This is a genomic window from Streptomyces sp. NPDC048644 (assembly GCF_043199105.1).
GTDB lineage: Bacteria > Actinomycetota > Actinomycetes > Streptomycetales > Streptomycetaceae > Streptomyces.
In genome coordinates this window covers 212,804-238,056 of the sequence record NZ_JBICVO010000005.1, presented here as the reverse complement: position 1 = coordinate 238,056, position 25,253 = coordinate 212,804, and the positions used below count along the sequence as shown (strand labels likewise).

General features: G+C 69.0%; 22 protein-coding genes and 2 pseudogenes. 8 read left to right on the top strand and 16 right to left on the bottom strand.

Annotated features, from left to right (window positions below; genetic code table 11):
- Positions 1–45 precede the first annotated feature (45 nt).
- Entirely contained in the window at positions 46–2,124 is a 2,079-nt protein-coding gene (locus ACGFNI_RS13510; protein ID WP_393683406.1) for a restriction endonuclease, read from the bottom strand.
- Between the two features lie 200 nt (positions 2,125–2,324).
- Complete coding sequence (locus ACGFNI_RS13505) at positions 2,325–2,756, bottom strand: DUF2000 family protein (RefSeq protein ID WP_393683405.1); 432 nt, start codon at positions 2,754–2,756, stop codon at positions 2,325–2,327.
- A gap of 49 nt (positions 2,757–2,805) precedes the next feature.
- Between ACGFNI_RS13505 and ACGFNI_RS13500 the strand changes: the two are divergent.
- Positions 2,806–3,658: pseudogene (locus tag ACGFNI_RS13500) on the top strand (AraC family transcriptional regulator).
- Positions 3,659–3,872: 214 nt separating this feature from the next.
- On the opposite strand, the gene ACGFNI_RS13495 reads toward ACGFNI_RS13500, so the two are convergent.
- Positions 3,873–4,937, bottom strand: a complete 1,065-nt coding sequence (locus ACGFNI_RS13495; RefSeq protein ID WP_393683403.1) for an HNH endonuclease — start codon at positions 4,935–4,937, stop codon at positions 3,873–3,875.
- A gap of 535 nt (positions 4,938–5,472) precedes the next feature.
- Here ACGFNI_RS13495 and ACGFNI_RS13490 point away from each other — a divergent pair.
- A pseudogene (locus tag ACGFNI_RS13490) lies at positions 5,473–5,629 on the top strand (tyrosine-type recombinase/integrase); the annotation flags it as partial.
- Between the two features lie 267 nt (positions 5,630–5,896).
- On the opposite strand, the gene ACGFNI_RS13485 reads toward ACGFNI_RS13490, so the two are convergent.
- The 3 genes from ACGFNI_RS13485 to ACGFNI_RS13475 form a co-directional block, all read right to left on the bottom strand.
- The gene (locus tag ACGFNI_RS13485; protein ID WP_393683402.1) at positions 5,897–7,327 is read right to left on the bottom strand and encodes a DUF2252 domain-containing protein; all 1,431 of its coding nucleotides are present in this window, start codon (positions 7,325–7,327) and stop codon (positions 5,897–5,899) included.
- A gap of 138 nt (positions 7,328–7,465) precedes the next feature.
- Positions 7,466–7,792 (bottom strand): carboxymuconolactone decarboxylase family protein, encoded by a 327-nt coding sequence (locus tag ACGFNI_RS13480; RefSeq protein WP_393683400.1) that lies wholly within the window; start codon positions 7,790–7,792, stop codon positions 7,466–7,468.
- 190 nt (positions 7,793–7,982) lie between these two features.
- A complete protein-coding gene (locus tag ACGFNI_RS13475; RefSeq protein ID WP_393683398.1) occupies positions 7,983–8,813 on the bottom strand; it encodes a cation:proton antiporter in 831 nt (276 codons plus the stop codon).
- 109 nt (positions 8,814–8,922) lie between these two features.
- Here ACGFNI_RS13475 and ACGFNI_RS13470 point away from each other — a divergent pair, with 109 nt between their 5' ends.
- Positions 8,923–9,540, top strand: coding sequence for a GAP family protein (locus ACGFNI_RS13470; RefSeq protein WP_393683397.1), 618 nt, complete (start codon positions 8,923–8,925; stop codon positions 9,538–9,540).
- 507 nt (positions 9,541–10,047) lie between these two features.
- Positions 10,048–10,416, top strand: coding sequence for an amphi-Trp domain-containing protein (locus tag ACGFNI_RS13465; protein WP_393683395.1), 369 nt, complete (start codon positions 10,048–10,050; stop codon positions 10,414–10,416).
- A 264-nt stretch (positions 10,417–10,680) separates the two neighbouring features.
- On the opposite strand, the gene ACGFNI_RS13460 is transcribed toward ACGFNI_RS13465, so the two are convergent.
- On the bottom strand, positions 10,681–11,121 hold the full coding sequence (locus ACGFNI_RS13460; protein ID WP_393683394.1) for a DUF3631 domain-containing protein: 441 nt from the start codon (positions 11,119–11,121) through the stop codon (positions 10,681–10,683).
- Positions 11,122–11,829: 708 nt separating this feature from the next.
- Positions 11,830–12,720, bottom strand: coding sequence for a hypothetical protein (locus ACGFNI_RS13455; RefSeq protein WP_393683392.1), 891 nt, complete (start codon positions 12,718–12,720; stop codon positions 11,830–11,832).
- 1,211 nt (positions 12,721–13,931) lie between these two features.
- On the opposite strand from ACGFNI_RS13455, the gene ACGFNI_RS13450 reads away from it, so the two are divergent.
- Both ACGFNI_RS13450 and ACGFNI_RS13445 read left to right on the top strand, forming a co-directional pair.
- Positions 13,932–15,020, top strand: a complete 1,089-nt coding sequence (locus ACGFNI_RS13450; RefSeq protein WP_393683391.1) for a hypothetical protein — start codon at positions 13,932–13,934, stop codon at positions 15,018–15,020.
- 189 nt (positions 15,021–15,209) lie between these two features.
- Positions 15,210–16,148, top strand: coding sequence for a hypothetical protein (locus ACGFNI_RS13445; RefSeq protein WP_393683389.1), 939 nt, complete (start codon positions 15,210–15,212; stop codon positions 16,146–16,148).
- A gap of 118 nt (positions 16,149–16,266) precedes the next feature.
- Here ACGFNI_RS13445 and ACGFNI_RS13440 read toward each other — a convergent pair whose 3' ends face one another.
- The 8 genes from ACGFNI_RS13440 to ACGFNI_RS13405 form a co-directional block, all read right to left on the bottom strand.
- On the bottom strand, positions 16,267–16,821 hold the full coding sequence (locus tag ACGFNI_RS13440; protein ID WP_393683388.1) for a histidine phosphatase family protein: 555 nt from the start codon (positions 16,819–16,821) through the stop codon (positions 16,267–16,269).
- The gene (locus ACGFNI_RS13435; protein WP_393683386.1) at positions 16,814–17,575 is read right to left on the bottom strand and encodes an SDR family NAD(P)-dependent oxidoreductase; all 762 of its coding nucleotides are present in this window, start codon (positions 17,573–17,575) and stop codon (positions 16,814–16,816) included. The genes ACGFNI_RS13440 and ACGFNI_RS13435 overlap by 8 nt, the downstream gene beginning before the upstream one ends.
- Complete coding sequence (locus ACGFNI_RS13430) at positions 17,560–18,696, bottom strand: hypothetical protein (protein ID WP_393683385.1); 1,137 nt, start codon at positions 18,694–18,696, stop codon at positions 17,560–17,562. Before ACGFNI_RS13430 ends, ACGFNI_RS13435 begins: the two co-directional genes overlap by 16 nt.
- Positions 18,693–19,313 (bottom strand): glycosyltransferase family 9 protein, encoded by a 621-nt coding sequence (locus ACGFNI_RS13425; protein WP_393683383.1) that lies wholly within the window; start codon positions 19,311–19,313, stop codon positions 18,693–18,695. The genes ACGFNI_RS13430 and ACGFNI_RS13425 overlap by 4 nt, the downstream gene beginning before the upstream one ends.
- Before the next feature lie 465 nt (positions 19,314–19,778).
- Positions 19,779–20,354, bottom strand: a complete 576-nt coding sequence (locus ACGFNI_RS13420; RefSeq protein WP_393683381.1) for a phosphoribosyltransferase — start codon at positions 20,352–20,354, stop codon at positions 19,779–19,781.
- 46 nt (positions 20,355–20,400) lie between these two features.
- Positions 20,401–22,197: a DUF4254 domain-containing protein gene (locus ACGFNI_RS13415; RefSeq protein WP_393683379.1), complete on the bottom strand. Its 1,797-nt coding sequence runs from the start codon at positions 22,195–22,197 to the stop codon at positions 20,401–20,403.
- The gene (locus tag ACGFNI_RS13410; protein WP_393683378.1) at positions 22,194–22,841 is read right to left on the bottom strand and encodes a hypothetical protein; all 648 of its coding nucleotides are present in this window, start codon (positions 22,839–22,841) and stop codon (positions 22,194–22,196) included. Before ACGFNI_RS13410 ends, ACGFNI_RS13415 begins: the two co-directional genes overlap by 4 nt.
- 3 nt (positions 22,842–22,844) lie before the next feature.
- Positions 22,845–23,312 (bottom strand): NUDIX domain-containing protein, encoded by a 468-nt coding sequence (locus ACGFNI_RS13405; protein ID WP_393683376.1) that lies wholly within the window; start codon positions 23,310–23,312, stop codon positions 22,845–22,847.
- A gap of 273 nt (positions 23,313–23,585) precedes the next feature.
- Here ACGFNI_RS13405 and ACGFNI_RS13400 point away from each other — a divergent pair, with 273 nt between their 5' ends.
- Positions 23,586–24,659, top strand: a complete 1,074-nt coding sequence (locus ACGFNI_RS13400) for a helix-turn-helix domain-containing protein (RefSeq protein WP_393683374.1) — start codon at positions 23,586–23,588, stop codon at positions 24,657–24,659.
- A gap of 23 nt (positions 24,660–24,682) precedes the next feature.
- Positions 24,683–25,252 carry an isochorismatase family cysteine hydrolase gene (locus ACGFNI_RS13395; RefSeq protein WP_393683373.1) on the top strand — a complete coding sequence of 190 codons (570 nt, stop codon included), beginning with the start codon at positions 24,683–24,685 and terminating at the stop codon, positions 25,250–25,252.
- Position 25,253 lies beyond the last annotated feature (1 nt).

The following is a 25,253-nucleotide window of genomic DNA, read 5'->3' as shown; positions in this document are numbered from 1 at the left end:
GGAGCGCCACGCACCCGGCGCCACTCCCCACCCTGACCCCGCTCCCTAGTCCACGTCGATCCCGTACTCCCGCACCAGTTCCTCCAGGCCGCCCCTGTACCCCTTGCCGCCGATGACGAAGTCCCAGTCGCCGCCGGCGCGACGGCGGAAGGACCCGAGCACCAGGGCGGTTTCGTCCGGGCGGCCGTCGGAGACCTCCAGCCGGTCCAGTGGCGTCCCCGCGGAGTCCAGCAGCCGGATACCGGCGGCGGTGAACCCCGACAGGTCGGCCCCGGGGTTGGCCACGGGATCCACGGCGGCAACGATGACGAGGCGGTCGGCCCGCTCGGGCAGCGCGTCGAAGGAGACCCGGACGGCCGCCCTGTCCGGCGCGGCAGGGGGGAGCGCGCGGACCGCGCCGTCGGGCGTGCGGGGGTTGTTGAAGAAGACGAAGTGGTCGTCGTCCAGAACCCGGTTGCCCTGGCAGACGAGCGCGCAGACGTCCAGGGCGACGCTGCCCGACCAGTACATGCCCAGCACGTTGTGGTCGTCAGCCGCCGGCTCGCTCTCCGGCGCCGTCCGCGGAGCCGGTACGGTGCCGTCGCCGCCGCCCAGCCGGCCGCGCAGCCCGTAGCGGTGCAGCAGATCGACCAGTTCGGAACCCGGGACCAGCTCCAGCGGCTTGCCGTTGGCGAACGTGTGCGAGCCGGGGCCGAACCGGGACGTCGTGACCAGCACGCCCTTGTTGGCGCCGGTGTCCTGGACGGTGCCGTACAGGTCACGGACGGCCGTCGGGGGCACCGTGTTGCGGTAGCGCTTGACCTGCACGACGATCTTGCCGCCACGGATCGGCGCCGGATCCAGCGCATCGACGTCCACACCACCGTCGTTGGAGCGCTGCGTCGTCACCGCCTGCATCCCCATGGCCCGGAACAGCTCCGCGACCAGGGACTCGAAGGCGAGGGGATCCATCGCGTACAGATCCGGCTCCTCGTCCCCTCCGTGCGTGACGACGCCGTTGCCGATGTCCTCGGGAACCCGACCGGGCCGCACCGTCGTGCCCTGGTCGGGACGCGGGGACAACTGCCCCCGGAGCCCGTCCACCAGACAGTCGACCGCGTTGACCTGCTCCAGGTGCAGCCCGGCGAAGGTGGCACGCGACACCATGACGGTCGCCAGGAACAGGTGCGCCCGCCTGCCGGTCACCGGGTCGTGATCGTCCACGAACCCGTTCAACGCCACCGACTCCAGCGCGCCGAACTCGTCCGCCGCGAAGAGATCGTGCAACACCAGCAGGACGCACTGCGCGAGAACGTCCCGGTACAGCGCGCGGCGCTGCGCCACCGGACGCGCCGTCTCCTTCTCCTGATCCGTGGACGGCAGGTAGCGCACCGACTTCGCCTCCGGGGCGACGTCGTACTTGGGCAGCTCCCAGTTCAGCACCAACTGGCGCGCACCCGAGTCGTACGCGGCGGACACCTGACGCGGCAGGCCGTCCGGCCACCCGGTCGAGGCGTAGAGAGCGGCGGAGAAGTACTCCACCGCGGCCTCGGCATCACCGTTGCGAAGCCCCGCCGTCATCTCGGCGACACCGGCGTTGTGCCGGCGGATCTCCCCCAACTGGGCGTCGGCCCACTGCTGGTACTGATGCCGGTACGCGGCCAGCTGCTGCTGACGCTGCGCCTCCGCGGCCTGCGCGGCCTGCCAGTCGTGCTCGAACCTGGCCCGCGCCTCCGCCTGCGCCTGAGCCCGCCGGCCGGCCGACCAACCACCCTGCGGCTGATACTGGTTGGGGTCCGGCATCCGGAGGGGATGGGCGAGCCCGCCCGGGGAAAAAGGCTCAATCCGCTCGGACCTGGCCAGCGTGCCGGCCCGGAAAGCCGGAGCCCGGCACCCTGCCGCCAACAGACCCTGCAACGACTCGACCCGCGCGTCGAGCCCCTCCGTCCGCCGCCTCGCATCGGCCTCCCGCTGCTGCCGGTACGCCGCCTTCTGCTCGCGATGACTGCGCGCCATCTCCCGCTGATAGGCCCGCTGTTGCCGTTCCTGATCCCGCTGTTGCCTGGCTTGCGCCTCCAGCTGACGTTGCTGTTGGCGTTGCGCCTCAGCCCAGATGCCGACCAACCCATTGGAGCGACGACTCATGCCCTACAGGCCCTCCCCACCAGAGCCCCGGCGCGCAGGCACCCGTCCCTGGCCCCATAACCAGCAGTGATGAGACGACTCTAATCGGCAGCCGGCCACCCGCCCATCCGCTTGCCACACCTGGCCGGAGCCCGGCCCTCGCCCCCGGCCGGCCCCACCACCACACTCTCAACCCTCAATCAACTCTCAACCCGTACGGCTCAGGGATGCATACGAGCCCCCTTGAGCACCTTGTCCACCGCGTTGCGCGGCCCGTACACGGCGAGACCCACCAGATCCAACTGGTCCTTCGGCACGGCCCGTACCGCCGCGCGGTTGTCCCGGTCGTTACCGGTCGCGAAGAGGTCGGAGGTGAACACCGACCGGGGAAGCGCACGGGACAGGACGCGGCCGTGCGCGGCGGTCAGCGTCTCCTTCGTCCCCGCGAAGACCAGGACGGGCTGGCGGAACATCGGCAGATACGGGGTGCCGTCGGCATCGGCGTACGGCTCGCCGATGACCTCGGGCAGCTCCGAGCCGAGTCCGCTCACAAGGAACGCGGTCACATTCAGCCGCTGCCAGGGCTCCAGATCCTCGCGCAGCAGAACAGCGATCTTGGTATCGAAGCGTGCACCGGGGTTCTCATTCGTCATGCTCCGAGGCTGCCAACCGCCCTGCCACCTCTTCTTGTACGTTCTTTGCATGGAGGCATGGCAAGAGGTTTCCGCGTGGCGCCCGCGGATCCCTGGCGTCGCGGAGGTCCTCCACGCCCACTTCACCGAGCACGCCTACCCGATGCACCTCCACGACGTATGGACGCTGCTGATCGTCGACGACGGCGCGGTCCGCTACGACTTGAACCGACGCGAACACGGCACCCCGCACGACACGGTGTCCCTGCTCCCCCCACAGGTGCCGCACAACGGCTCGTCCGCCACCTCGCAGGGCTTCCGCAAACGGGTCCTCTACCTGGACCTGACCCAGCTGGACGAGAGCTTCATCGGCCCGGCGGTGGACGGCCCCGACCTGACCGACCCCCTGCTGCGCCGGCGCATCGGACAGCTGCACACGGCCCTGACGCCCCCGGGCGACGACCTGGAAGCCGAGAGCCGCCTCGCCCTGATCACCGAACGCCTGCGCAACCACCTGCGCCCCCGCCTCCTCACCCACCCACCGCAGCCCGCCCGCGGCGTGGCCCACCACCTGCGGGACCTCCTCGACGAGCGACTGCCCCACGGCATCCGCCTGAACGAGGCCGCCGAGCTGGTGCGCGCCCACCCCGCACACCTGGTAAGAGCATTCACCGCCTCCTTCGACATCGCCCCCCACCAGTACCTGCTCTCCCGCCGCGTCGCCCACGCCCGCCGCCTCCTCCTCGACGGCCGCCCCCCCAGCAGAGGTAGCACCTGAAACCGGCTTCCACGACCAGTCACACCTCACCCGCCACTTCAAACGCCTCACAGGCACCACCCCGGGCCGCTACGCCGGCCGACCGCCGGCCGGGGGAGGGCGGCTTGGGGCGAAGCCACTGCCTGCAGGTAGGGGCGGGCGGTGACGAGGGGCTGGCCAGCGTGCCTTGCGGGGAGGTCGGGCCCTGACCTGGGCACGACGGCCGAATCCACTCAGGAGCAACTGTCGGTGGGAGCCCTGGGCTTGGGAGTTCGGCTGAAGGCGGCTGAGTGGCATGGCGGTCCCGGTGCTGTCTGCCGTCGACGATCCCCCGGGCCTGCCGTTGTGCGCAGACGTTAATGGCAGTGCTGGATGTCAGATCACGGGTTCGGCATCTGTTCGTCGGCCGGCCTGCGCGGTCGCGCCAAGGCTTCCGCTGCACGCCTGTCAGCTGCATGCTTCTGCTCTATGGAGGCCCGCAGCTCCCGAGGAGTCGGCCACGGCGCACGCCGGTGGATCATGCGGTGACAGTTGGCACATATGAGGGCCAGATCGCTGAGCTTGGTCCGCCCCTCCCCCGCCACGTGGAGCGGAAGAACGTGATGGCACTCGATATACCCGGCGCCGCGGTCCCCGTATACCCTCTCGAAGTCGAAACCGCACGCCTCGCAAGCGAGCCGTCCGCCGCGCTGAAGAACAGAAGCGATCTTCTTCTTGCGCAGGCCCTTGTTCCGTTCACGCGCCCTGTGCCGGCGCATGAGCAATCGCCCTTCGGGCGCACCGTAGTCGTCATCGAACTCCTCGTCCTCAGTTGGTGCGAGGGACTGCAGTTCGCTCGTCGCGATGCCCTGGCGGATGAGCCGCGCGGCGTCGGTCATTTCCTCCGGCCGGGCGAGGAACTCGTGCAGCACCGCGACATCTAGCGCGCCGCCGTTGGTGGGCTTTCCTCGGTACTCCGGGTGCCGGGTAGCGATGTCGAACGTCTTGCGAGCGACACCGTTGGAGTTACGGAACTTCTCGTTGCGCTCCGCTTCAGGATGGATGGGGAGCAGCTGCAGCAGGGCAGACAGCTCCACCACTCGGCTGTCCTGGCCATCCAGCCCCTTCCAGCTGTTCTCCATCACCAGGTGGCAGGCGAGGATGATCTCGTCGCGGGCCCAATCCGGGTTTTTGATGGCTTTGACCTGGAAGCCCACCTGCTTGAGCCATGCCGCGGCATGGTCTTTGCCCCCGCTGAACTCGTCTGGCGCGAGAGCCCGACCCTGGTCCCACTTGTGCGCCACCCCGGCGACTGCTTTGGAGTCGTACTCCCGCCCCTCATGTACCAGGACATAGGACCGCGCCTCCCCAAAGCCGTACTTCACCAGGAAGGCTTCGCGGCCCAACTCGTCGTGCTCTGCAATGGCCATGAGCACGGCTTCTCGTGTGATCGCTCCTCGACGCATGAACGCACGCTATGCCTCAGGGCTGACATCGGCTGGCGGTTGCCCACGTGACTGCCCTGATCCGATGGCCTGCTTGCCCTGAGCGGCTAGGAAGAACGGGAGGGACCAACTGCTGCAAGGCGATCGTGGTCCTCCGCCGACTGGACTCGCTCCCGGTTTCCTGGAACCACACGACCGGCCGCGACTGCTCAGCTCTACCTGGGGCGAAGGCGGTCGGGACGGGAGCCCACGACCCTCGCCACGCTCCGGTCGGCACTCGCGACGGTGCCCCGTCTGTCCCAGAGTCTGAGCGCCCCCGCCGGAGGCATGTCTTGAAGCCGCGGGCTTGCTTTTCGTCTCATGTTCCTCCGGGCCTATCCATGTGGGCGCGCGTCGGCGGCGGCAGCGCCGAGCGGGCCGAAGGCAGAAGCGCGGGCGCAGCCAGAGCCGGAAAACGCGCTCGGCGGAGCGGAGCGCAGCCGGGTGCCTTGAACTCGTAGAGGAAGTTGTTACTCATCTGCTGTGTGCCGGAGTTGATGGGGCGTAGGAGTTCAGAGCAGTGCGAAAGGCCCTGCTGTACGCGGCCTTGGTCCTTGCCATCACGATGGGGCCGCCGGGGCGAGATCGTCGGGCTCCGCTGGGCCGACGTCGATCTGGAGCAGCGGGTTCTGTACGTCCGCCAGCAGACTCAGCGTCGACGTGGCGTCCTCCACGGCTGGGGGTCTTTCCGCTGGTGCCCCCGGCAGGGTTCGAACCTGCGACACCCGCTTTGGGAGTTTCCTCTGGGCAAGGCCGTGACCTGTGCAAACGTCGGGTGTAGGTAGCCTGGCCTGGGAATATACCCCTCCGCAGTTCTCGCGCGTTCGCGGGGTTTCCCGTTCTGATGTGTGCTGAATCCGTTCTGGCCGGAGGCTGCTCGACAGCGGGACTTCCAGGATCTGTTGACGAGCGGCAGGGCGTGCCGGGTGTCCTCTCCCGGGTCAGGCGGCCGGCAGTTCTTCCGCGGGTAGTCGGCCTGCGCGTACCGCGTCGACCAGGGCTTGGTGGTCGCGCTCGTTCTGGTCGGCGTATGCCTCGGCGAATGTGGCGAGTGCTCGGTCGAACGAGTCGCCGTTGCCCAGGTACGCGGCGATCGCGATGCGGTCGCCGGACCGCGCGTGCGCACGGGCCAGGGTGACCCCGCACAGTTCGCCGAACGCCTGCATGTCCTCCGGCCGCATCTTCTCCGGCACGGCAATGCCCTTCCAGTCGCGCAGCTGGCGGACGTAGAAGTCGCGCTGCTTGCCGTCGATCCCGTCCACTCGTTCCCAGCCGAGGAAGATGTCGCTCGCGGCCTGCATCAGCCGCTGGCCCGAGACCACCCGCTCGCCCTGGTTGGTGTACCGGCTCGTGCCGGCGTGTGCGGCGAGTGCGGAGGTGTCGGCTTCCTTGGCCTGGAGGAAGAGCGGGTCCTGGCCGTCCCGGCCGAGCAGGAGGAAGATCCAGCATCGGGTGCCGACACTGCCGACGCCGACCACCTTGCGGGCGACGTCCGCCAGTCGGTAGTCCTCCAGGAGCGTGCGCCGGTCGGAAGCCAGAGTGCGGCCGTACCGCTCGATGAGATCGCGGAACCGGCGCTCCAGCGCGCTGCGCTCGACGTCCGGAAGGAGGTCGCCGGCCGGGATGAGCAGCGGGGGATCCGCCGCGATCCTGGGCCGGCCGTCGACCGTCTCGGTGAGCTTGTCGAAAGCCTGGAGGGTGTCGCGGGTGCGGGCCTTCGCCATGGCGCGGGCCAGGCTCTTCTGACCGTGCTTGTGGAGCCGGCTCGGGGCCAGGGCCTCGAGGAGGTCCTGGTCGATCTTCGCGTACCAGACGCCGAGGTTGCCCGTGCCCGCGAAGCGGATCATCGCCTCGCGGTACGAACGGACCGTGGACCTCACGATGCGGGTGCGCTCGGCGTCGTCGAAGCCGTTCGCCCGGCCCGCGATGACGAGACTCGCCGAGAGCCGCTTGACGTCCCACTCCCAGGGGCCCGGCAGTGTCTCGTCGAAGTCGTTGATGTCGAACATCAACTGTCTCTCTGGCGAGGCGAGCAGACGGAAGTTCAGCATGTGCGCGTCCCCGCACAGCTGGGCCGTGATCCCCGAGACCGGGCTGTCGGCCAGGTCGGACGCCATGATCGCGGCGGCGCCCCGGTAGAAGCGGAACGGGGCCTCCACCATCCGGCCGTAGCGGATCGGGACGAGTTCCTGCACCCGTGCCGCGGACTGCGCCTCCAGGATCGCCAGCGGGTCCGGCCGGTCGGGAGACGGCTTGTACACGGCGTGGCCCGACCGCGGCGAGCGGCGCCGCGCCTCCTTGCCGAGAGCCGCGCGTTCCTCGGGCGTGGTGTGGGGTGCCGCGCGCATGGCTGTGATCGCGTTCTGGGACATCGAAGGCCCCTCCCGCCTGGTCCGGTACTGCGGCCGCCTGGACGCCCGGCACAGGGGACCTCGGGCAGAAGGGCAGCTCTGTGGCCTTCTGCCCGATGTCGGCCGTGCGGATCATCGAGGCCGGGTGAGCGGCTGCTCTCAGCCCTGGGCGTCGATCTCGGCATCGGCGACGGCGATGGCGATGCCGAGCGCCTTGGCGACGTTGCCCGCTGCTGTCATGACACGGGCGGTGCCCACGATGGGCGCGATGGCGACCAGGACGTCCTGCAGCTGGTCAGCGGTGACGCCGGTCTTGAGAGCGGGGTCTATGTGGGCCGCGTAGGAGATGGGCGGGGCGTCCGAGGCGGCGAGTGCCGCGATGCGCGTGAGCATGAGCAGGTCCGGGGGCAACCCGCATCGCTCGATCGAGTCGACCGTCATGGCGGCGAGGGTGTCCAGGACGGGGGTGTCGGATGCAGTGGACATGGCGTATGCACTCCTGGGTGTGTTTCCGCTGGTCGGGGGGTGAGACGGAAGAACGGATCCGCGGAAGTGGGGGTTCCTCTCAACCGTAGAACGCATCCGGGCCCCACGCCTGGGGGTGATCGTCCGTCCCGACGGAGGCCCGCCGCTCCGGCCGAGGGCGGCGGGCCGCGCTGGCCGATCCCGCGCTTTCTCAGCGCAGGCGTCGCGAACCGCTGTGCTGTTTCCCGGCGCCTGCCGGCGCGTTCTGGGCCTCGCGAAGGTCGGGAGCGGTGGCCTTCTCGGCGTCGTACCAGTTCCCGTAGCGGTCGGCGAAGTACGGGGCAGACATGCCGTGCAGCAGAATGCTGAGGCCGATGGTGACCGCGATGACCTGCCCCAGCAGTGCGATCCCGGGCACGGCGTCCTCCACCAGGAGGAGTCCGAAGACCACGGAGGCCAGGCCGCGAGGTCCGAACCAGCCGAGGTAGGCCACGGTGGGCAGCCGCATGCCGGTGCCGGCCAACGCAAGGGCCACCGGAAGCATTCTGACCACCGTCAGGCTGAGCACCGCGTACGTGATGATCCGCCAGCCGAGGTGCTCCAGCGCCGGGCCGAGCAGGACCGCGCCGAAGACCAGGAAGCTCAGGTTCCCCAGCAGCACGCCCACGTACTCGGCCAGGTCGGCGGGCCCCTCCTTGGCCGGCTTCCCGTCCGCCGGCTTGCCCTTGCGCAGTGCGACGCCGAACGCGAACCCGCCCATCCAGGTGGCGATGAAGCCGCTCCCGTCCAAGGCCGTCGCCACGCTGTACGCGCAGAACGCCACCGCCAGGACGACGACCTGCTGCCATTCACCCGCCGCCCAGCCCCGGGCTCGCGAGAGGGTCAGCAGCCGTCCGCCGAGCCCGCCGAAGGCCAGGCCGATCACGGTGCTCACCACGAGTGCCCGTAAGAACACTCCGTCCACGCCCTCCTCGGAGGCGACGGTGCCGGGGATCTCCAGCGGTTCGACAAGTCCGGCAATCGGCTTTCCGTGATCCGCCACTGCGGCATCCGGCGGAAAAAGCAACCTCAGGGCTGGCGCCTGCACTGCTGGCTGGGCTCGGGCGGGTGTGATGGAGGGCGCGGGCAGTCCGAACTGAAAGGCTCCGACCGTGAACCTTCTGGCCGTCCTCCCGATGGCGTTCGTGATGGTCGCCGGCCCGCAGATTCTCAGCGCCATCTTCCTGGCGACCAGCGAGAAGTGGCAGCGGAACACCGCGGCGTATCTCGTCGGCGCCGCCCTCTCCATCACCCTCGCCGTCTCGGTCGCGTACCTGGCGAGCAGCGGTGCTCCCCGTGAGGGTGGTTCCAACGACACCGTCAACGTCATCGTCGGCGTACTGCTGTTGGCCGCTATGGCGCATGTCTTCCTGACAAGGAAGACATCGAAGCCGCCGAAGTGGATGGGCAAGCTGGAGACGGCGAACCCGAGACTCTCGTTCAGGCTCGGCTTCCTCCTCTTGGGGCTGTTCCCCACCGACATCGTCACCTCGGTTGCCGTGGGTGCCTACCTGTCGAGCCACGGCGATCCCTGGTGGCACCTTCTTCCCTTCCTGCTGCTCACACTGCTGTTCCTGGCCTTGCCGGCGCTCCTCCTGCTCGCGTTCGGCAAACGGGGACGGGCCTTCCTTCCCAAGGTGCGCGATTGGATGAACACCAATTCGTGGGTGGTCAGCGAGATCGTGATCGTGTTCTTCATCGCCCTCACCATCAACAGCCTGGTGGGGTAGCAGGCAATCGACAGCGGCGTGCCACCCTGTCCGCCAAGCCTCCCGGACTTCCGGCCTGGCCTGGCACGTCATCGGCTGAAGAACGAGGCGGTCGCCACGCGCGCTTGGGCCTGACCCTGTTTCGACATCGCCCGCTGTGCCCCGATGTCGGTGTGGCACCGATGGCTGCCATGGCTGCCATGGCATCGGCCGTGACCGGCCGGGACGACATCCGCCCGGTCCCCGACAAGCCCAGGGCCGTCTCCGGCTTCTTGTTCCGGCTGCCGGTGGATGCGCTCTGCGGGGGAGGGACGCACCGTCGGCGATGCGCCCGGAGGCCGTGTCGTGCGGAGTTCACCGACCATCGCATTCGCCGCGGGACGACCGGATGCGGAGACCTGAGCGTGGCGTGGGCCAGGGGCGCCGGAATGCCAGCCGTGCGACTGCGCCCGGCCATGCGGATGTCCCATCCCGCACATGACACCAGAATGGCCGTTATCTACTCTTTCTGCTGGATCGGAGACACCCATGAAGGACCTCAAGTTTGAGCAGAAGCGCTCGCTGTCACGCCTTGAGGCGGCTGACCAGCTCACGGCACTCGCAGCCGCGCTGAGGGAAGGCGGGGATGCCGAACTGGAACTCAGCCCCGGAACGCTGAGCCTGCGGATCCCCGACGACCTTCGCAGCGAGATAGAGGTCGAGATCGGTAACGGGGAGGTCGAGCTGGAGATCGAGTTCAAGTGGCCGACCGCGCCGACCCGGAAAGCGCCATCGCGAACGGTCGCAGGCACCGAGAAGGCCAGGGGGCGGAAGAACGTGCCTGCCAAGCCCGGTCGGAGCAGCACGGCCACCAGCAGGACCAAAAGCGCGAAGCGGTCCGCTACGAAAACGCCCTGAGTCGTGCCGGGGACCTCGGGCTGACCACCACGCCCTCTCTACCTCGATGGACGACGGCTCCTCAGCTCAGCGCCGGCTTCCGTTACCGCCGCCAGTCCATGGGGGCTTTCGTCCGGGGCACGCCAGGGCGGTCGCGTGGTATCCGTACGTGCAGGGCCCGGGGCCGGATCATGCATCGTACGACTGTTGGCAAGGTCAGTGCCGTACCGTCGACCCCTGCTTCGATCTCGGGCTCGTCCGCATCGATGAAGACCTCCTGGGCGGTCAGGGTGGTCGCGGCGCGGCCGGCCGTGGACCGCGTCGGTGGGTCAGCAGGTCGGGAAGCATCTGGAGGATCCCCAAGTAGCGCGAGGTCAGACCCGTGTTGCGGTACTCCGCCCACGGAGCCTCCTGGTCCTTGAGGAGCTCCTTCAGCAGGTCTCGCGTGCGCATGATGTCGGGATCGCCATCGCGCGCGAAAACACGGCGTACGCCCCGCAGCAGGCGGGTCTTCAGGGCCGACTCGTCGTCCTGGCCCACCCCGGCCGCGCACATGGCCACGCATGCTTCGCGGGCCTGCTCCGGCCAGGAGCCGCCTGCAAGTTCGGCGACGACCACCAGCGGCTCCCAGGTGTCCGCCGCCCGGTCCTGTACCGGCGTCGGGGGCACCAGGTCGGCGGCGATGCCGAGCAGCGTCCGAAGCCACGCGGCGAGCCGGTCACACACCTGGGCCCTCCCGTCCACCAGACGGAAGGGCCTCTGACCAGGTGTTTCTCTGTGCCCCCGGCAGGATTCGAACCTGCGACACCCGCTTTAGGAGTTTTTCCTGATCAAGGCTGTGGCCTGCGGGTACGTCGGCTGCAGTGCGCCTGGCCTGGGAAAACTCCCCTTCATAGTTCTCACGTGTTCGCGGGGTTTCCCAGCCTCATGTGTGCTGAATCCGTTCCGTGCGCGCATCTGCGCAGCATGTGACCGGGGTTGGCCACTCTCCCGATCGCGGAGGCGCGGAGTTACTGTGGGGCCTGACGACACCCAAGATGCGGTCCACCACATTCATGGCAGCGCTACGGCGGTCGGCGCTCTTCGACCAAACCGCCGGCAACACGACCGCAATCACGAGAGTGATTGCCACGGCGGCTAAGGCCCAAGGGGCGGCGGCGAGCAGGACCACTACCCCGCCAGCACCTGCGATGTGTAACGAGGAGGGCGGTTGGGTTTCGCCGTTGTTCCGAGGCTGACTTGCAGGGCGTGGTTCTGGTAGCTGCCCCGCCCCCGTGGGGTGATTGGTGTTGATCGCGGCCTCCGAGTAGGTAGCGAAGTGTGGTCGATTTCCGGGGGCGGCTCCCGGAGGTAGCCAGGGCCGCCCGCGCTCCTGCAAGCTCGCAGGCCCGCGCTCCTGCAAGCTCGCAGGGAAGAAATTTCCCGAGGGACAACTCATCTGGGCACATCCGAGGCCATAGGGTTCATGGCTCCAGTGGCGGGCGTTGGGATCACGATTCCGGCTGGACGTTGTTCAGGCGGTCGTTGGCTCAGGGTGAAGGGGTGCCGCAGCGAGTAGAGTGGCCGTGTACCGACGCCGTTGATCAGGTTGAGGGACGGGTATTCCTCCTCTCCCGTTTCCTCAAGGAGCCCTAGCTGGATGAGCTGCTCCCGTCCTCGGGCAACCGTGGCGGCGGAGAACCCGTACCAGCGAGAGAAGCCGTCATCGGTGATCGCTATGTCCGACGACCGACGGCTCATGGCGGCGAGCAGTACACCCTTCGCTGGCAGGGAGAGGCGACTGTGCCACCCCTCAAGCCAGTAGGCGAAGGGCAGCTTGAAGTAGACCTCTTCGAGGGCGCCGCCGACGGGCACTGTGTAGTCGGCGCCAGTCCCGTCTTCCCGGAGTTTGATGACCCTGGCTCGGCGACCCTGTTGACCTGCGCGCTTGACTAACTGGGCCTCGGCCAGCTGGTTCCATATCTTGGTCATCTGCGACGACGCGCTGCGTTTCTCAAAGGATGCTCCGATGGAGCGGGACCAAGTCGTCGCAAAGTGGCTAACGCCGAAGTCTCCTCCAGATGTTGCTGCGTACACGAGCAAGAGCACGTCGAGTGCATGATGTCGCCGGTGCCCGACCAGCTCATGTAATGGGCCAGGCTTTGTGGGCCGACGAGGAGGCTCGGGGTCCGTGCCTTCAGTCTTTCTCCTGAGTCGTTGTTTTGGCTTTGGAAGCGTGATCTGGGCGAGAGCTCGGCGGATGGGGACGGCCCGCCCCGTACGCCTGGACAGCTCCAATACCAATCGGATTGTCCTGTCCTGATCGAGCGTGGGCTGGTTGCTCATGGCGGACATGCTGGCACGACCTGTGAGTTGGTCGCGCGGCCTCGATGCCTTGCGCCGACAGCTGATGATCAGCGGCTCAGCGGGTGCCCAGTAACGCATCGTCAGCAAAGCGACCCATTAAGCCACGGCAGTAGATGTTAGTAGGCAGACTCAAGGTACAAATCGCTGGTGAGCGGCATTGGGCGAATAATGATCTTCAACGTTCTGGCGCCGCCCTCATCAGCGCCTGCACACGTTTCAGTCGCCTCGCTTGGCTCTGTTGCGTGAATGCCCGCGGTGGGGGATCACCGCAGCAGATGGCCAGGCGAGCCGTTGGGGTTAAGTGCGGTCGAGGAGCCGCTCGGCTCGCGCTGGCAGCTCGCGGGCATGTGTGTCGTCCGGGTAGCGGGCCAGACACTTCTGCATGTCTTCTGAGGCGTCGCGGACGTGTACGGACTGGGTGCCCGCGCAGTCGAGGAATTCTTCCCACGCTTCGAGGGCACCGTCGAAGTCGCCTTGGCGCAGGTGGATCTCGCCGAGGTGGCCGACGACGCTGGCATGGGTGCGACGGCTGTAGAGTTTGTACGACGCCAGGTCCTGCTCGCCGGGTGGGGCGGTGGCGGTGCGGTTGCACGCCGGACCTCTGATAGCTCAGCCGACCCGGCAAGAGCGTCACGGCTCAGGATCAGCTGTCCGTGATACCTCTCGTACTGGGACTTGAGGCGGCCCGCATCAGTGAATCCGTTCTGGTTCCTCGTGTCAGCGGTTGCTCCCACGGTGGCGCGTACCCAGAAGGGTGGCGGGGCATCTGGCCTGTGGCTTTCTGGTAGCGCAAGTCAGGCCATCGACGGCGAGTCCGCGCGGTCTCGGAGTGTGCGGGATCCGGACAGCCTGTCCGGGGCGATTCGGGTCAGAGCCTGTTCGTGCGGAGTGGTGGGTGGACGACACCTCGCCGATTGCGCCAAGTCCCTGCTGCGCCAAGCGGCTTCGGTGAGACTGCTTCGGTGGACGAACTCCTAAGACGCCTACTCGCGTTGCTATCCACCCTGATCCTGTTAGGCGGCCCTGTCAGCGTTTGGTGGCTCTGGACGCACCCTCAGTCGCGACCGTCACGCTGGGTGCGTCGCAACGTGGTGGATCCCGTAGTCAACCGCTATGTAGCGTGGACCGATCGGCGGGCGTATCGGAGGTTGGCGAATGCGTGCCGGAATCTTCCACCGACCTTTCCGGGCGTGCCGTGGCATGAGTGGCGCTACGTTGATACGTCGGTGAGGCGGTGGTGCGCCGTCGCCCCATGGGCAGCCGTTTCGCATGCCTTCGCGCTGGTGTTTCTGGCGGGCGCGCTGCTCAAGGCCCGCACGATCGTGAAAATAGCCTGGCGCATCTGGAGCATGCCCCAGAGTTCGGAGCGACCGCGCCACCTGACGGGAAACCACCTGGTCGATGAAGGCGCCGCTCCGTATGCAGCCCTGGAGCACTGGATCCGGGACGGGGCCGGGTGGATGGTGCGCAGAGTGGGAGCGGGGGTATCTGCGATCGCGCAGCCTTGGGCTGATCCCGTGGCCACGGCTACGACGGGAGCTGCGATGGCGTTGCTGGTCGTGTTCCTGCTTGCCTTGCGGACGGCCGCGACTGTCTTTGCCCGGATGGACAACCCGCAGGGGCGGAATCGGCAAGCGAACTGGCCGCAGCTGATCCCAGGGGGGCGATCGGGGGAGACTTTCCGCATACGTGGCGGAGAGACGGCCCAGTGGCGGCCGGTGGTGGTGCTCCTAGCCGCCTGCGGGAGCGTCGGGCGAGCCTACAAGCAGTGGGATACAGGCGGCCCTCTGTTGGCCCCGCGGGTGAGCCTGGCTGCTGCTGAGCGGGCGGTTTGGTCGGCGTGGCGGACTCGGCACACCCATATACGGCGCACGCGCCGGCGCGAGTTGAAGGAACACGCCGCACTGGTGGTCGGAGCTTTGCGGGCGGTGGAGGCTAGGCAGGACACCGAGGCGGATACCGGACAGGTTTTTGAAGACATGGCACGCATGCTGCTGAAGATTGCCCAGAGGTATGGCGAGGGCCGCACGCTGGCCTTGTTGGATTCCGAGGACTTGAGCGGTATCACCCCGGCGGTGAACCGAGAATGGGTGCGCCTGGCAACCCTGGGCGGTGTGGTGGTGGGTACGGCGTTGGCAGCGAGCCTGTTAGGGGTGCCTGACTCGGCGACCGGGCCACTTACCGGTGTCGTGACTGTTGTGATGGGTGGTGTGCTGTACGGAGCCCGCCTCGTGAGTACGGATCTTATTGACGTCATGCGTGGTCAAAGCCGCAAGTGATTCAGGCAGCGAGGCCACGCAGGCGACGGGTCGTCTGCGACAGCGGCGGGTAGTGAGAAGACACTTGATGGGGGCGGGGATCGGAGATCTCACCCTTGTGTTGTGGAGCGGCTGGCATGAGCGCCTGGCTCTGGCGGATCTCGGCATCTGCTGGACAGGCAGGTCCCCAGAGCTGCACGATCACCTCTCATGGACAGCGTGGCCGAGCTCGCCAGTCGTGAGACCACCCCTTCTAGGGCACGCCGATGGCTCCTTGAGGGATTCGTCGCCTTGGCATCCTTCGCTCTGCTGTGGTTCGTCGGTTGGTTCCTGAGCGGCGCCAAGGCGTCGCCGGGGATCATCCAAGGAATCGCCGGGTTCATCGGTATCGGGCTCAGTATCACCGGCATGGTTTGGTTCGTTCGTCGCAGAATGGCCGCTGATGCGGACCGCTTTGCGGATGGGCGTGAGCGCGTACGCGACGCGGAACAGGGGCTCGAACGTGCGCTGCAGCCACACCTTGTCACCGATGCTCTGGTGGTGCAGGGCTCCGTGCACGGCGGCGTGAGCATCCATTACCCAGGCACGGACGGCTCCGGCGACCCCTTGGCTCCAGAGTCAGTTGATCGGGTGGAGGACGAGGTCGCCGATGGAGTGGCAAGCGTCCCCACTGCCGAAAGGAAGGGCAGGCTCCCGCTTTCCGAACTCTGGGCAGTGACTCACCGGCGTCTCGACCTGTATCACGAGATTGCCCTCAGCCAGGCTTCGCGCTCGTTTCGCAATGCCCAGATCGCCATGGGACTTGGCTTCTTCCTTCTCGTCGCCTTCCTCTTCATGGCGCTGCGCGCCAGCACGACGGCGGGAAGTGTGGTGGCTGGCGGCTTGGGTGCCGTCGCAGCCACCCTGGCCGGATACGTCAGTCGGACATTCATCCGCTCCCAAGAAGCCGCGGCGGGGCACTTGAGGGCCTACTTCGATCAACCCTTGGAGTTCTCCCGCTATCTCGCTGCAGAACGGCTCATCGCCGAAGCAGAGTTGAGCGAGGAGCAGCGCGGCGAAATGCTGGCCACGCTAATCGAAGCGATGGTGGTAGCGGGAGATCAGAAGACTGCGGCTAAAGATGCAGCCTCGGAGCCTCCCGCAGCTTGAAGCGCCTGGCAGGCACCCTAGCTTCAGGGGTGCAACCGTGGTGCTGAGAAGGGCCAGCTGGCCTCATGCAGCCTGCTTTTCATTGGGCAGGTCGCTGAAGACCAGGCTCCATGCGTGGCTAGGCGGCTAGTAGCCGAAGTTCGGCGAACTGCCAGGGGTTCCTCGCCGCAGCGGCGAACGCAGCGGGCCCCTCCGAGAGGCGGGTGAGGACGCCCAGAAGAAGGGTGTGGGAGACGGCCAGGAGGGGGCCGTGGCGTTGGGCGGTGTGGTGGAGGAAGGTGGCGCAGTGGCGGGCGCGGGTGTGGAGGTCGGTGAGGCTTTCGCCGTCTTCGCAGCGTAGGGAGGGTTGGGCGAGGCGGCGGGCGCGCCAGGCTCGGTAGGCCGGTGGGTGTGTCTCGGCACTCCGGCCGAGGACGATGCTCGGGGCGCGCCATTCTGCGAGGAGGCCGGAGGTCGCGACGATCGGCAGGCCCGTGAGGTGCGAGACGAGGGACGCGGTCTGGCGGGCTCGGGGGATCGGGCTGGTGACGAGGGCGGCGATGCCCTCGGGGAGCGGCAGGGAGCGACGCACCTGGTCGCGGCCTTCGAGGGTGAGGGCGGCTTGGTGCGGGGCGTGGTATCCGGGGCGGTGGCCTTCGTAGGCACCGTGGCGCATGAGCCAGATGTCAGCCAAGGATCCAGCCTCCGTCGACGCGCAGGGTCTGGCCGGTGATGAAGCCGGCCGCTTCGGTGGCGAGGAAGGCGACGGTCGCTGCGACGTCGTCCGGGTGGCCCCGACGTTGGACGCACTGGCGGGCGAGTTGCCTGGTGGTCATGGCGTCCGGGTCGTCGACGACCGTGTCCTCGGCGGGTACGCGGATGGAGCCGGGGGCGACGCAGTTGGCGGTGATGCCGGCGGGGCCGAGCTCGCGGGCGAGGGCGCGGGTGAGTCCTTCGAGGCCGGCCTTGGCGCTGATGTAGCCGGTGAGGTCGTGACGGCCCGCGGTGGCGAGGACGGAGCCGATGGTGATGATCCGGCCCCAGGCGCCGGTGGTCATGGAGGGGGTCAGTTCGTGGGCGAGGAGGTAGTGGCTGGTCAGGTTGGTGGCCAGAGTGTCGTCCCAGTGGGCGGGTGTCGTCTCCGTCCACGGTCGGCGGGGGTAGGCACCGGCGTTGCTGACCAGGATGTCGATCCGACCGAGTGTGTCCTGGGCCTGGTGGCAGAGGGTGCGTACGGCTGCGGCGTCGCGGAGATCGGCTGCCAGGGGAAGGGCAGTTCCGCCCCTGCCGGCGATGTGGGCGGCGAGTTCGGCTGCGGCCCGGTCGTCGTCGAGGTGGGCGAGGGCGACGGTGGCTCCGTCGGCGGCGAGGCGGTGGGCGATGGCCGAGCCGATGCCGCCGGTGGCTCCGGTGACCATGGCGGTGCGGCCGTTCAAGGGGCCGGGCATGGCGACTCCAGGGGGCAGAAGTAGGCGGTCGGGTCGAAGGCGGGGCTCATGGCCTCGGCGAGGCGGGCGAGGAGGACGAGCCGGTCCTCGGGAGCGAGTTCGGCCAGGTTGTAGACGCCGAGGATGCGCAGGGCGAGGTAGGGGCGGAGCAGGTTGGCGAGGTCGGCGCCGGGCCAGAGAAGGTCCGTGACCGGCTGCACGAGCTGGTTCCAGTACGCGGTTACGGCGGCTCGGCGGGGCGCCGAGAGGCGAGGGGCGTAGTCGATGTGGAGGGTGCCTGTGGTGTTGTCCACGTCCGCTCGCCGGACCTCGGGCCTGTTGGCCGGCACGTGCGCGAAGGTGGCGGGGTGGTCGGCGAAGGCGGCTGGGTTGTACGTGGGGACGAGCCAGCCGCCGAGGGCGGAGGCGTACCAGAGGAAGTTAGCGAACTCGCCCGGGATGCTGTTCATCCCGGCGGTGTCGTAGTCGAACCAGGCGAGCGGGTGGGCGAGGTTGACGTCGGTGGGGTCGCCCTGGGTGAGGGCTGCCCAGACCGGTTCCCGCGTGGCGAAGTGGGCGCGCAGCCAGCGGAGGGTAGCGGCCCAATCCAGGTGGTGTCGGCGGCCGTTGATGTGCAGGGTGTACGCGGCGAGGCGGGAGACCGGGATGTCGATGAGGCCGTCGGCGATGAGGAAGTCCCTCCTGGCGTAGTACGCGTCGAGCCTGCCGCCGGGGGCCGCGCGGTCCCAGTACAGCTTGCGGATGACATGGGACGGGTCGGTCGGCCGTGCTGTCGCGAGGATGACCTCGCGGTACGTGGTCGTGAGTTGGTCCAGGTAGGTGTGGAGGGTGTTGCTCGGTTCGTGGGCGTTGAGGAGGTCGAGCAGGAGCCCTTGGTCGGTGCCGCTGGGAAGGCGCTCGTACGTGAGGAGGTGACCGCCGGGTACGCGCAGGTGGGCGTGGAGGGAGGGGACGCGGTAGTGCCGGGCCAGGCGAGCGTGGCCGCGGATCTCCGCGCGTGCCTCGGCCGGGTCGCGGGTGTACTTCAGGAGCAGCGGGCGGTCGGGGAGGTCGACAGGGCAGAGCAGGTTGCGGGTGAAACGCCGTACCGGACCGACTCGCAGGCGTGGCCGGGCGGTCATTGGCCTTCCCCGGTCAGCAAGTCGAGGCAGACCCGGGCCAGTGCGGCGGGCGGGAAGGCGTCCATGTGGAGGTCCGTGTCCGGGGGGATGGCGTCGCGGACGGGGCAGAGGTCGCCCTGGTGCATGCGGTCGGACAGGTCGGTGGCGACAGCGTGGTGGTGCGGCAGACCGGTGCGCCACTTGCTGTGGCTGTGACGCGCGTACAGGCCGACGACGGGCGGGCAGCCGCCATCCCTGCCGTGGGCCATCGCGGCGAGGTGGGTGAGCCCGGTGTCGTTGCCGACGATCAGCTGGCAGTGGGGGAAGAGGTCGGCGAGGTCGGTGGTCGGCACCCCGTCGAGACGGAGGACCTGTACGTGGCGGCGAGGGGCCGCTGCGGTGATGCGGAGGCCGTCGGCCGGGTTGCCGCCGATGAGGAGCAGTCGGGCCTGGGCCTGCTGGTTCTCGCCGACGTGTTCGGCGAGCTCGATGTAGCGCCGGTCGGTGTAGTCCTTGCGCTCCGGCCAGCTGGTGGCGGTGATGGCGGCGATGGTCAGCTCGTTCAGCCAGCCCACCGAGCGCAGCTCCGCCACGAGTTCGTTCGGCCTGGCCGCGAGGGTGGGAGCGAAGGGTGCCATGTCGGGAAGGCGGATGCCGAGACGACGCTCCAGCGCTAGGTAATGGCGGGCGGGCAGGTCGGGGTGGGCGCGGCCGTCGCTCGACCAGCAGGGAGCCGATCACGGCGCGCCAGCCGCTGGGCGTGGTGGCCTGGGAGTGGGTGAGCAGACCGGCGCGGGCGATGAGCCCCGCGTACGGGCCCACCGCCCGAACGACCACGCGAACCGAGCGCAGCCGCAGCCAGTCGAGGGCCGCGCGGACTCCGGAAAGGGCGAGGAGGGTGTCGCCGAGCTTGCCCTCGAAGGCCACCTCGATCTCGCCGCAGCCGCTCAGGCGGCGGACGAGCTCGGTGGAAGCGGGAAGCGGGAGCGGTGCGCCGACGGGGACACCGTCCCGGTCGTACCCGAGCGGGGTGGTGTGGACGGCCCCGGCGGGAACGGCCTGCGAGCCATGGTGGAACCGGATTGCTGCCGGGGCGACCGCGGTCACGCCGTGGCCTCGATCGTGGTGAGCGAGACGAGCGGCAGAGCGAGGCCGGTGAGCAGGTCGCGTGCTCCGCGTGTGGTGTCCTCCACGAGGCAGGCCGCCGCCAGCGGGACGGCACCGGCTTCGCGGAGGCGGCGGGTGAGATCGGCCAGGGTCCGGCCGGTAGTGATTTCGTCGTCCACGATGACGATGCGCTGGCCGGTGGCGATGCCGTACGCGAAGACGTCGGTGCGCATCGCGTGGGGTTCGCTGAAGCGGACCGCGCCGTCGAGGGGCAGGTGCAGCTTCCAGGCGATCTTGTACGGCAGGTGGGCGGCCCCCGCGAGGGAGATGGTCGGCAGGATGCCGCCGGCGTCCAGGCCGAGGAGGAAGTCGACGGAGTCGAGCCCGTCTGGCGCCTGCTCCTGGAGCAGGCACCACAGGTGTGCCCCCGTGGTGGCCAGGGTGTCGGGGTGTACAGGGGCCTCCAAGCCGTCCAGGGAGTGGATGACGCGTTCGCGGCGGCTCGTGGCTCCGACGCTGAGGCGTTCGACGATCCGGGCGGAGAAGGACGGGGTGGCGAGGGTTTCGGGCATGGCGAAGCTCCTGTCGGGTGGAGAAGGAGGAAAGGGGAGAGGCTGTTCAGGCAGCGAGCTGGGCGGCGTACCAGGCGAGGAGCTGGTCGACGGCCGCGGTGACGGGCTTGAGGACGGGCTCGGTGTTTCCGTCGCGCCAGGCGCTGGAGGTCTCGGCCAGGGAGGGTACGGCGAGGGCGGTCAGGCCCGGCATGCGGGAGGCCGCGGCGAGGGTCAGATCCGGGCCGGGCTCCCACCAGTCGTGCTCGCGGAGGAGGAGACGGCAGGCCAGCACGAGGTGCTTGTAGAGCTGCCGAAGGGTGGCCGGTCCCGCCTCGGCACGCAGGCGGCGCATGGTGAGGATGACCTGGGGGAGTTCGCGGACGGCGGCGAGTGCGAGCTCGTCGCGGCTGATCGTCGGCAGTTCGATGCCGGGGGCGGTGTGCAGGACAGAGCGGCCCTGCTGGAGCTGGTGGAGGGCGAAGGCCAGGCGCGGGGTGAGGCGCCGGGCGGTCAGTTCGCCGGGAGTGACGAGGGTGAGGCCGAGGGAGGCCGCACCGTTCAGAGCCGTCCGGTATTGCTCCAGGGCCTCGTGAACCCGGCCGGTGACCTCGTGTTCGGCGATGACGAGCAGGTCCAGGTCGGACCAGTCGGCGATCCACGTGCCCTCGCCTGGGCTGCCGGTCAGGGCGGCGAGGCGTACGCCGGGGCCAGATGCCCGTACCTCGTCGGTGAAGTCGGCCGTTGCCGAGGCGACGGCGGCCGGGAGACCCAGCCCGTATGGCGTGGCTACGCGCAGCGCCATGGCCGCGGGCGGGGCGGCGATGCGACGGAGCCGTGCGCGGAGGGCGGCGATGCTGCCGGAGTTGTCGATCACGTGGTCGGCGAGCGCGGCGACCTGATGGGCGCCACGGCTCATCTTGATCTCGTCCTTCGCGGCGACGGCCGGGGGCGGCGTACCGGACCGTTCGACGCGCACCGCGAAGGAGGCGTCCAGGTAGACGATCTGGAGCAGGTCGCCCATGAGCTGCTTGAGTTCGGCGATCGAGGCGTCGTCGTGGACCGACTCGATCGTGAACAGCCGCGCGTCGACGTGGGCGTCCGCGAAGCGGTTCAGCTCGCCGAGCAGCAGCTCGGCCTGGCGCCGGGCCGAGAGCGCGTACGGATCCGCGAGCCCTTCCCGGTGGGCAGCCTGCCGCAGCAGGAAGCCCATCTTGAGGCGCTGGGCACCGCACGTGTGCCGTACGAACTCCGCGCTCGTGCTCTTGCCGCACTCGCTCAGTCCGCCGAAGGCGATGACCCGGTGCAGGTGACGGCTCGGCCTGATCTCCGCCGGGGCGGTGTCGTCCCGCCCGTACAGCTTGAATCGGGCGGGTACGGGGAGCCGACGGCGACCGGCGACCACGTCGGATACCAGCGAGTCGAGGGCGGCACACAGCTCTTCCCGCTGGCCGTGGAGCACCGGGACGCGGCGGCGGGCCAGCTCGTCGCGAGCCCCGGCCCGCTCGCTGTGCCAGATCCGCAGGGTCAGCACCGACAGGCGGTCGACGACAGAGGCGAGTGTCTCGGTGTGCAGCGGCGCGTCGGCACGGCCCGCGTCCGCCAGGGAGCCGAGAACCTCGTCGGCCCGCTCGGCGAGCGCGTTGCGTTCGGCATTCAGCTGGTCGATCTCGCGCTTGCAATCAGCGACCTGGGCGGCGGAGAGCAACGCACCGCGCACCCGGTCCTCGGTGTCCCACAAGCGTCCGTTGACGGTGTGGAGCCGGGTGAGGGTGTCGTCCAGGCGCCATCGGTCCTTGTCCTGGAGCGTGGCCACTGCCTGGAGCAGGCCCGGAGGTACGACCAGGGGCGGGGGCTGGGTCATCGTGGACTCTCCTCGGTGAGCAGGGCGGGACCGACGTGGTCGAGCACCTGGGCGTGGACCTCGTCCACGGAGCAGCCCTCGCAGTCCACAACCGCGGTGTACGCGCCGTGGTCGGCCTGGTGGAGCAGGACGGCGTGCAGCGCCTTCTGGTAGGCCGGGTAGATCCCGGTCCAGGGGCGGCCCTCGCGGGCGCTGGTCAGGGCATAGCTGCGTTCGGCATCCAGGGACGGCAGCAGGAGAAGCGAGGTCTCCGGCGCTCCGGCGCGCGAACCGGCGATGGCCGTCACGGTCTTGGACGCCTCGCCGACCGTCAGCCCGTCCTTGACCACGTACGTCGCGGTGGCCACGGCGAGGAGCATGGGAAGGCCCCGGTCGAGCAGACCCGTACTCCCGGCCTGACGGGCGGCGGCCCGTTTGGCGTGGCCGGCAAGCAGCATCTCGGTCAGCTCGACAGTCGTCGATGTCTCGAACCACCATCGGGCGTAATCGCCGGCCGCCACACGCGCCCACGGCTCGGGGTCGTGCTCATGGACGGCGCCCAGCGGCTGAAATCCGGCCCACCGCTCGGCCAGTCGCACGAGCTGGGTCGTCTTGCCCGCGTTGTCAGGGCCGTTGAGGCTGACGAAGTCCGGCATCTGCGTCATCGCTCATGCCTCGCGGATCGGGGTGTTGAGGACGGAGACGATCGCGTCCGTGTTCGTGGCGATGAAGTCGGCCAGCTCCGGCGGCATCAGGTTCAGCTCACGGACGGCCTCGGCGGTGAACGGCACGCGGACCACCTCGTACCCGCCGCGCTCCGGCTTGGCGAACTCCGTCCCCGTACGCGCGGCCAGGTCCATCGACTCCAGACGCGCGGCGAAGAGGTGCTGGACGCCGATGCCGCCCTCCAGCTCGTCGGTGATCAGGTGCACGAGCTCGGCGCGCTCCAGCTTGCCGCCCAACTCCTCGAACACCTCGCGGTGCAGGGCCGCTTCGATGGTCGCGTCGTCCTCCTCGACCCCTCCGCCGACCGTCACCCAGTACGGCTCCCGGCCCGGCTTGGTGCGCTTGATCAGGACCAGTTCGTCGCCGTCGAGGAGGATGGCGCGGGCGTTGCGCTTGACGATGTCGGTCATGCCGTTGGCTCCTTCTGAGGGTGGCAAGGGAGAGAACGGGCGGAGGGCCGCCTGGTGGTGGCGGTGCTCTCCGGCCCGGCGGACTCAGCATGGTGGAGAGCGGCGGCAGTGCGTGAGGGAGAAGCGCTGCAGCAACGCCGCACCGCTGCTGAACACGCTTGGCTACGCTGGGCACTTCGGTGTTTCACCGGACGACGGACGGGGGGTACGACGGTGGTCACGGTGCAGCGATGGTCCGGCCGGGAAGCCCGGCTGCTACGCGATGCCTTGCGCATGAGCCTGCGGGACTTCGCCGCATACCTGGGCGTCAGCGACCGGACCGTGTCGAACTGGGAAGGCGGCGGGGCGAGTTACCAGCCACGTGCCGAATCGCAAGCTGTCCTCGACACCGCGCTCGGCCACGCGTCCGACGACGCGAAGGCCCGGTTCGCGGCAGCGCTCGGCGCGAACGGCTCCGTTGCGCCCGTCGCAGGCAGGATCGGAGTCGACTCCCACAAGTTCCTGCCCGTCTTCATCGGGGTCGAGCGTGCCCGTCGACTCCGTGCGCACATGCCACCGGACAGGGGTGCGGACTGGCTGGAGTTCTCATCGGCCCGGGTGGACCACCCCGAGGCGCAGAAGTGCGTCCTGCACGTCTTCGCGTGCGGAGTCGCCGTCTTCCGCCTCGTCCAGTCGCACGAGCCGCCCTCGCTCACCGAACTCGCCGTGTGGCGCTACCGCTCGTACGCCTCCGACCTGCCCTGGGCACGAGACACGCTCCGTGCCCTCCTGGACGAGGAGCACGCCCGCGTCCCCGGCCCCGAGTACGTCCTCTCCCTGTACTGGCTCACCGCCGGCCCCTGGGCCGGGGACACCTACGACACCGCCCTGCGCCTGCTGTCCACGCCCTCGGTCCTGGTCGACCGCGGCACCCCGGGCGGGCCCGCTCCCCTGGACGGTTCGGTCGAGGCGTCGCTCCTCGCCACCGGCTTCGACCACCCGGACATCGTGTCCTTCGGCGTACGAGGCGTCTCCACCGGCTACGCGGGCTGGTCCGGCGTCGCCTACGCCTCCCACTCCCGCGAGCGCAGCCTCACCATCGACGAGTTGGTCACCTGTGAACTGACCGTCCAGGCCCTGTGGTGCTTCACCCACCAGATCCAGCAGATGATCGAGGACGGGCAGGACCCCTCCATGCCCGAGCAGTACGGCTGGCGCTTCCTGCGCGCCGCCTACTCGCGGCTCACCACGGCACGCGCCCAGGAGACCGCTCAGCACGTCCTGATGCGGGAGGCCATCATGAAGACCAGCGGACTGGCCGAACGGCTGCGCGCCGCACAGGACGCTCTGCGTTCGAGCGTCGGCTGACAACCCGGGGCAGGAGAGAGCGGATGGACATCGGCAGCGCCGCACTGGTCGTGATCGACATGCAGAACGGCTTCGTGAACCACCACAGCCGCCACGCCGTGCCCGCGGTATCCGACCTGGTCGAACGGTGGACCGCCGTCGGCCGCCCCGTGATCTTCACCCGCTACTTCAACTATCCCGGCAGCCCCTACGAGCGCTTCCACCAGTGGCACCGCCTCCAGAAGCCACCCGAGACCGACATCGTTTCCGAACTCGCCGCAGCCGCCGATCGCGCACACGCGGTCGTCGACAAGACCGGGTACACGCTCCTCACCACTGAAGCCACCGAGCTGATCCGCCGGACGGGCTGGACCGACCTGGTCTTCTGCGGAATCGCCACCGAGAGCTGTGTGCTGAAGTCCGCCGCCGACGCGTTCGAGCACGGCTACGCACCCTGGATCGTCACCGACGCCTGCGCGAGCGACGCCGGCCCCGATGTCCACGACGCCGGTCTCCTCGTGGCCCGCCGCCTGATCGGAACAGGCCAACTCGTCACCGCAGCCCACGTGGTGGGGCAGCTCACTGCGCACGCCGGGGCGCCGGTGCTGGAATAGC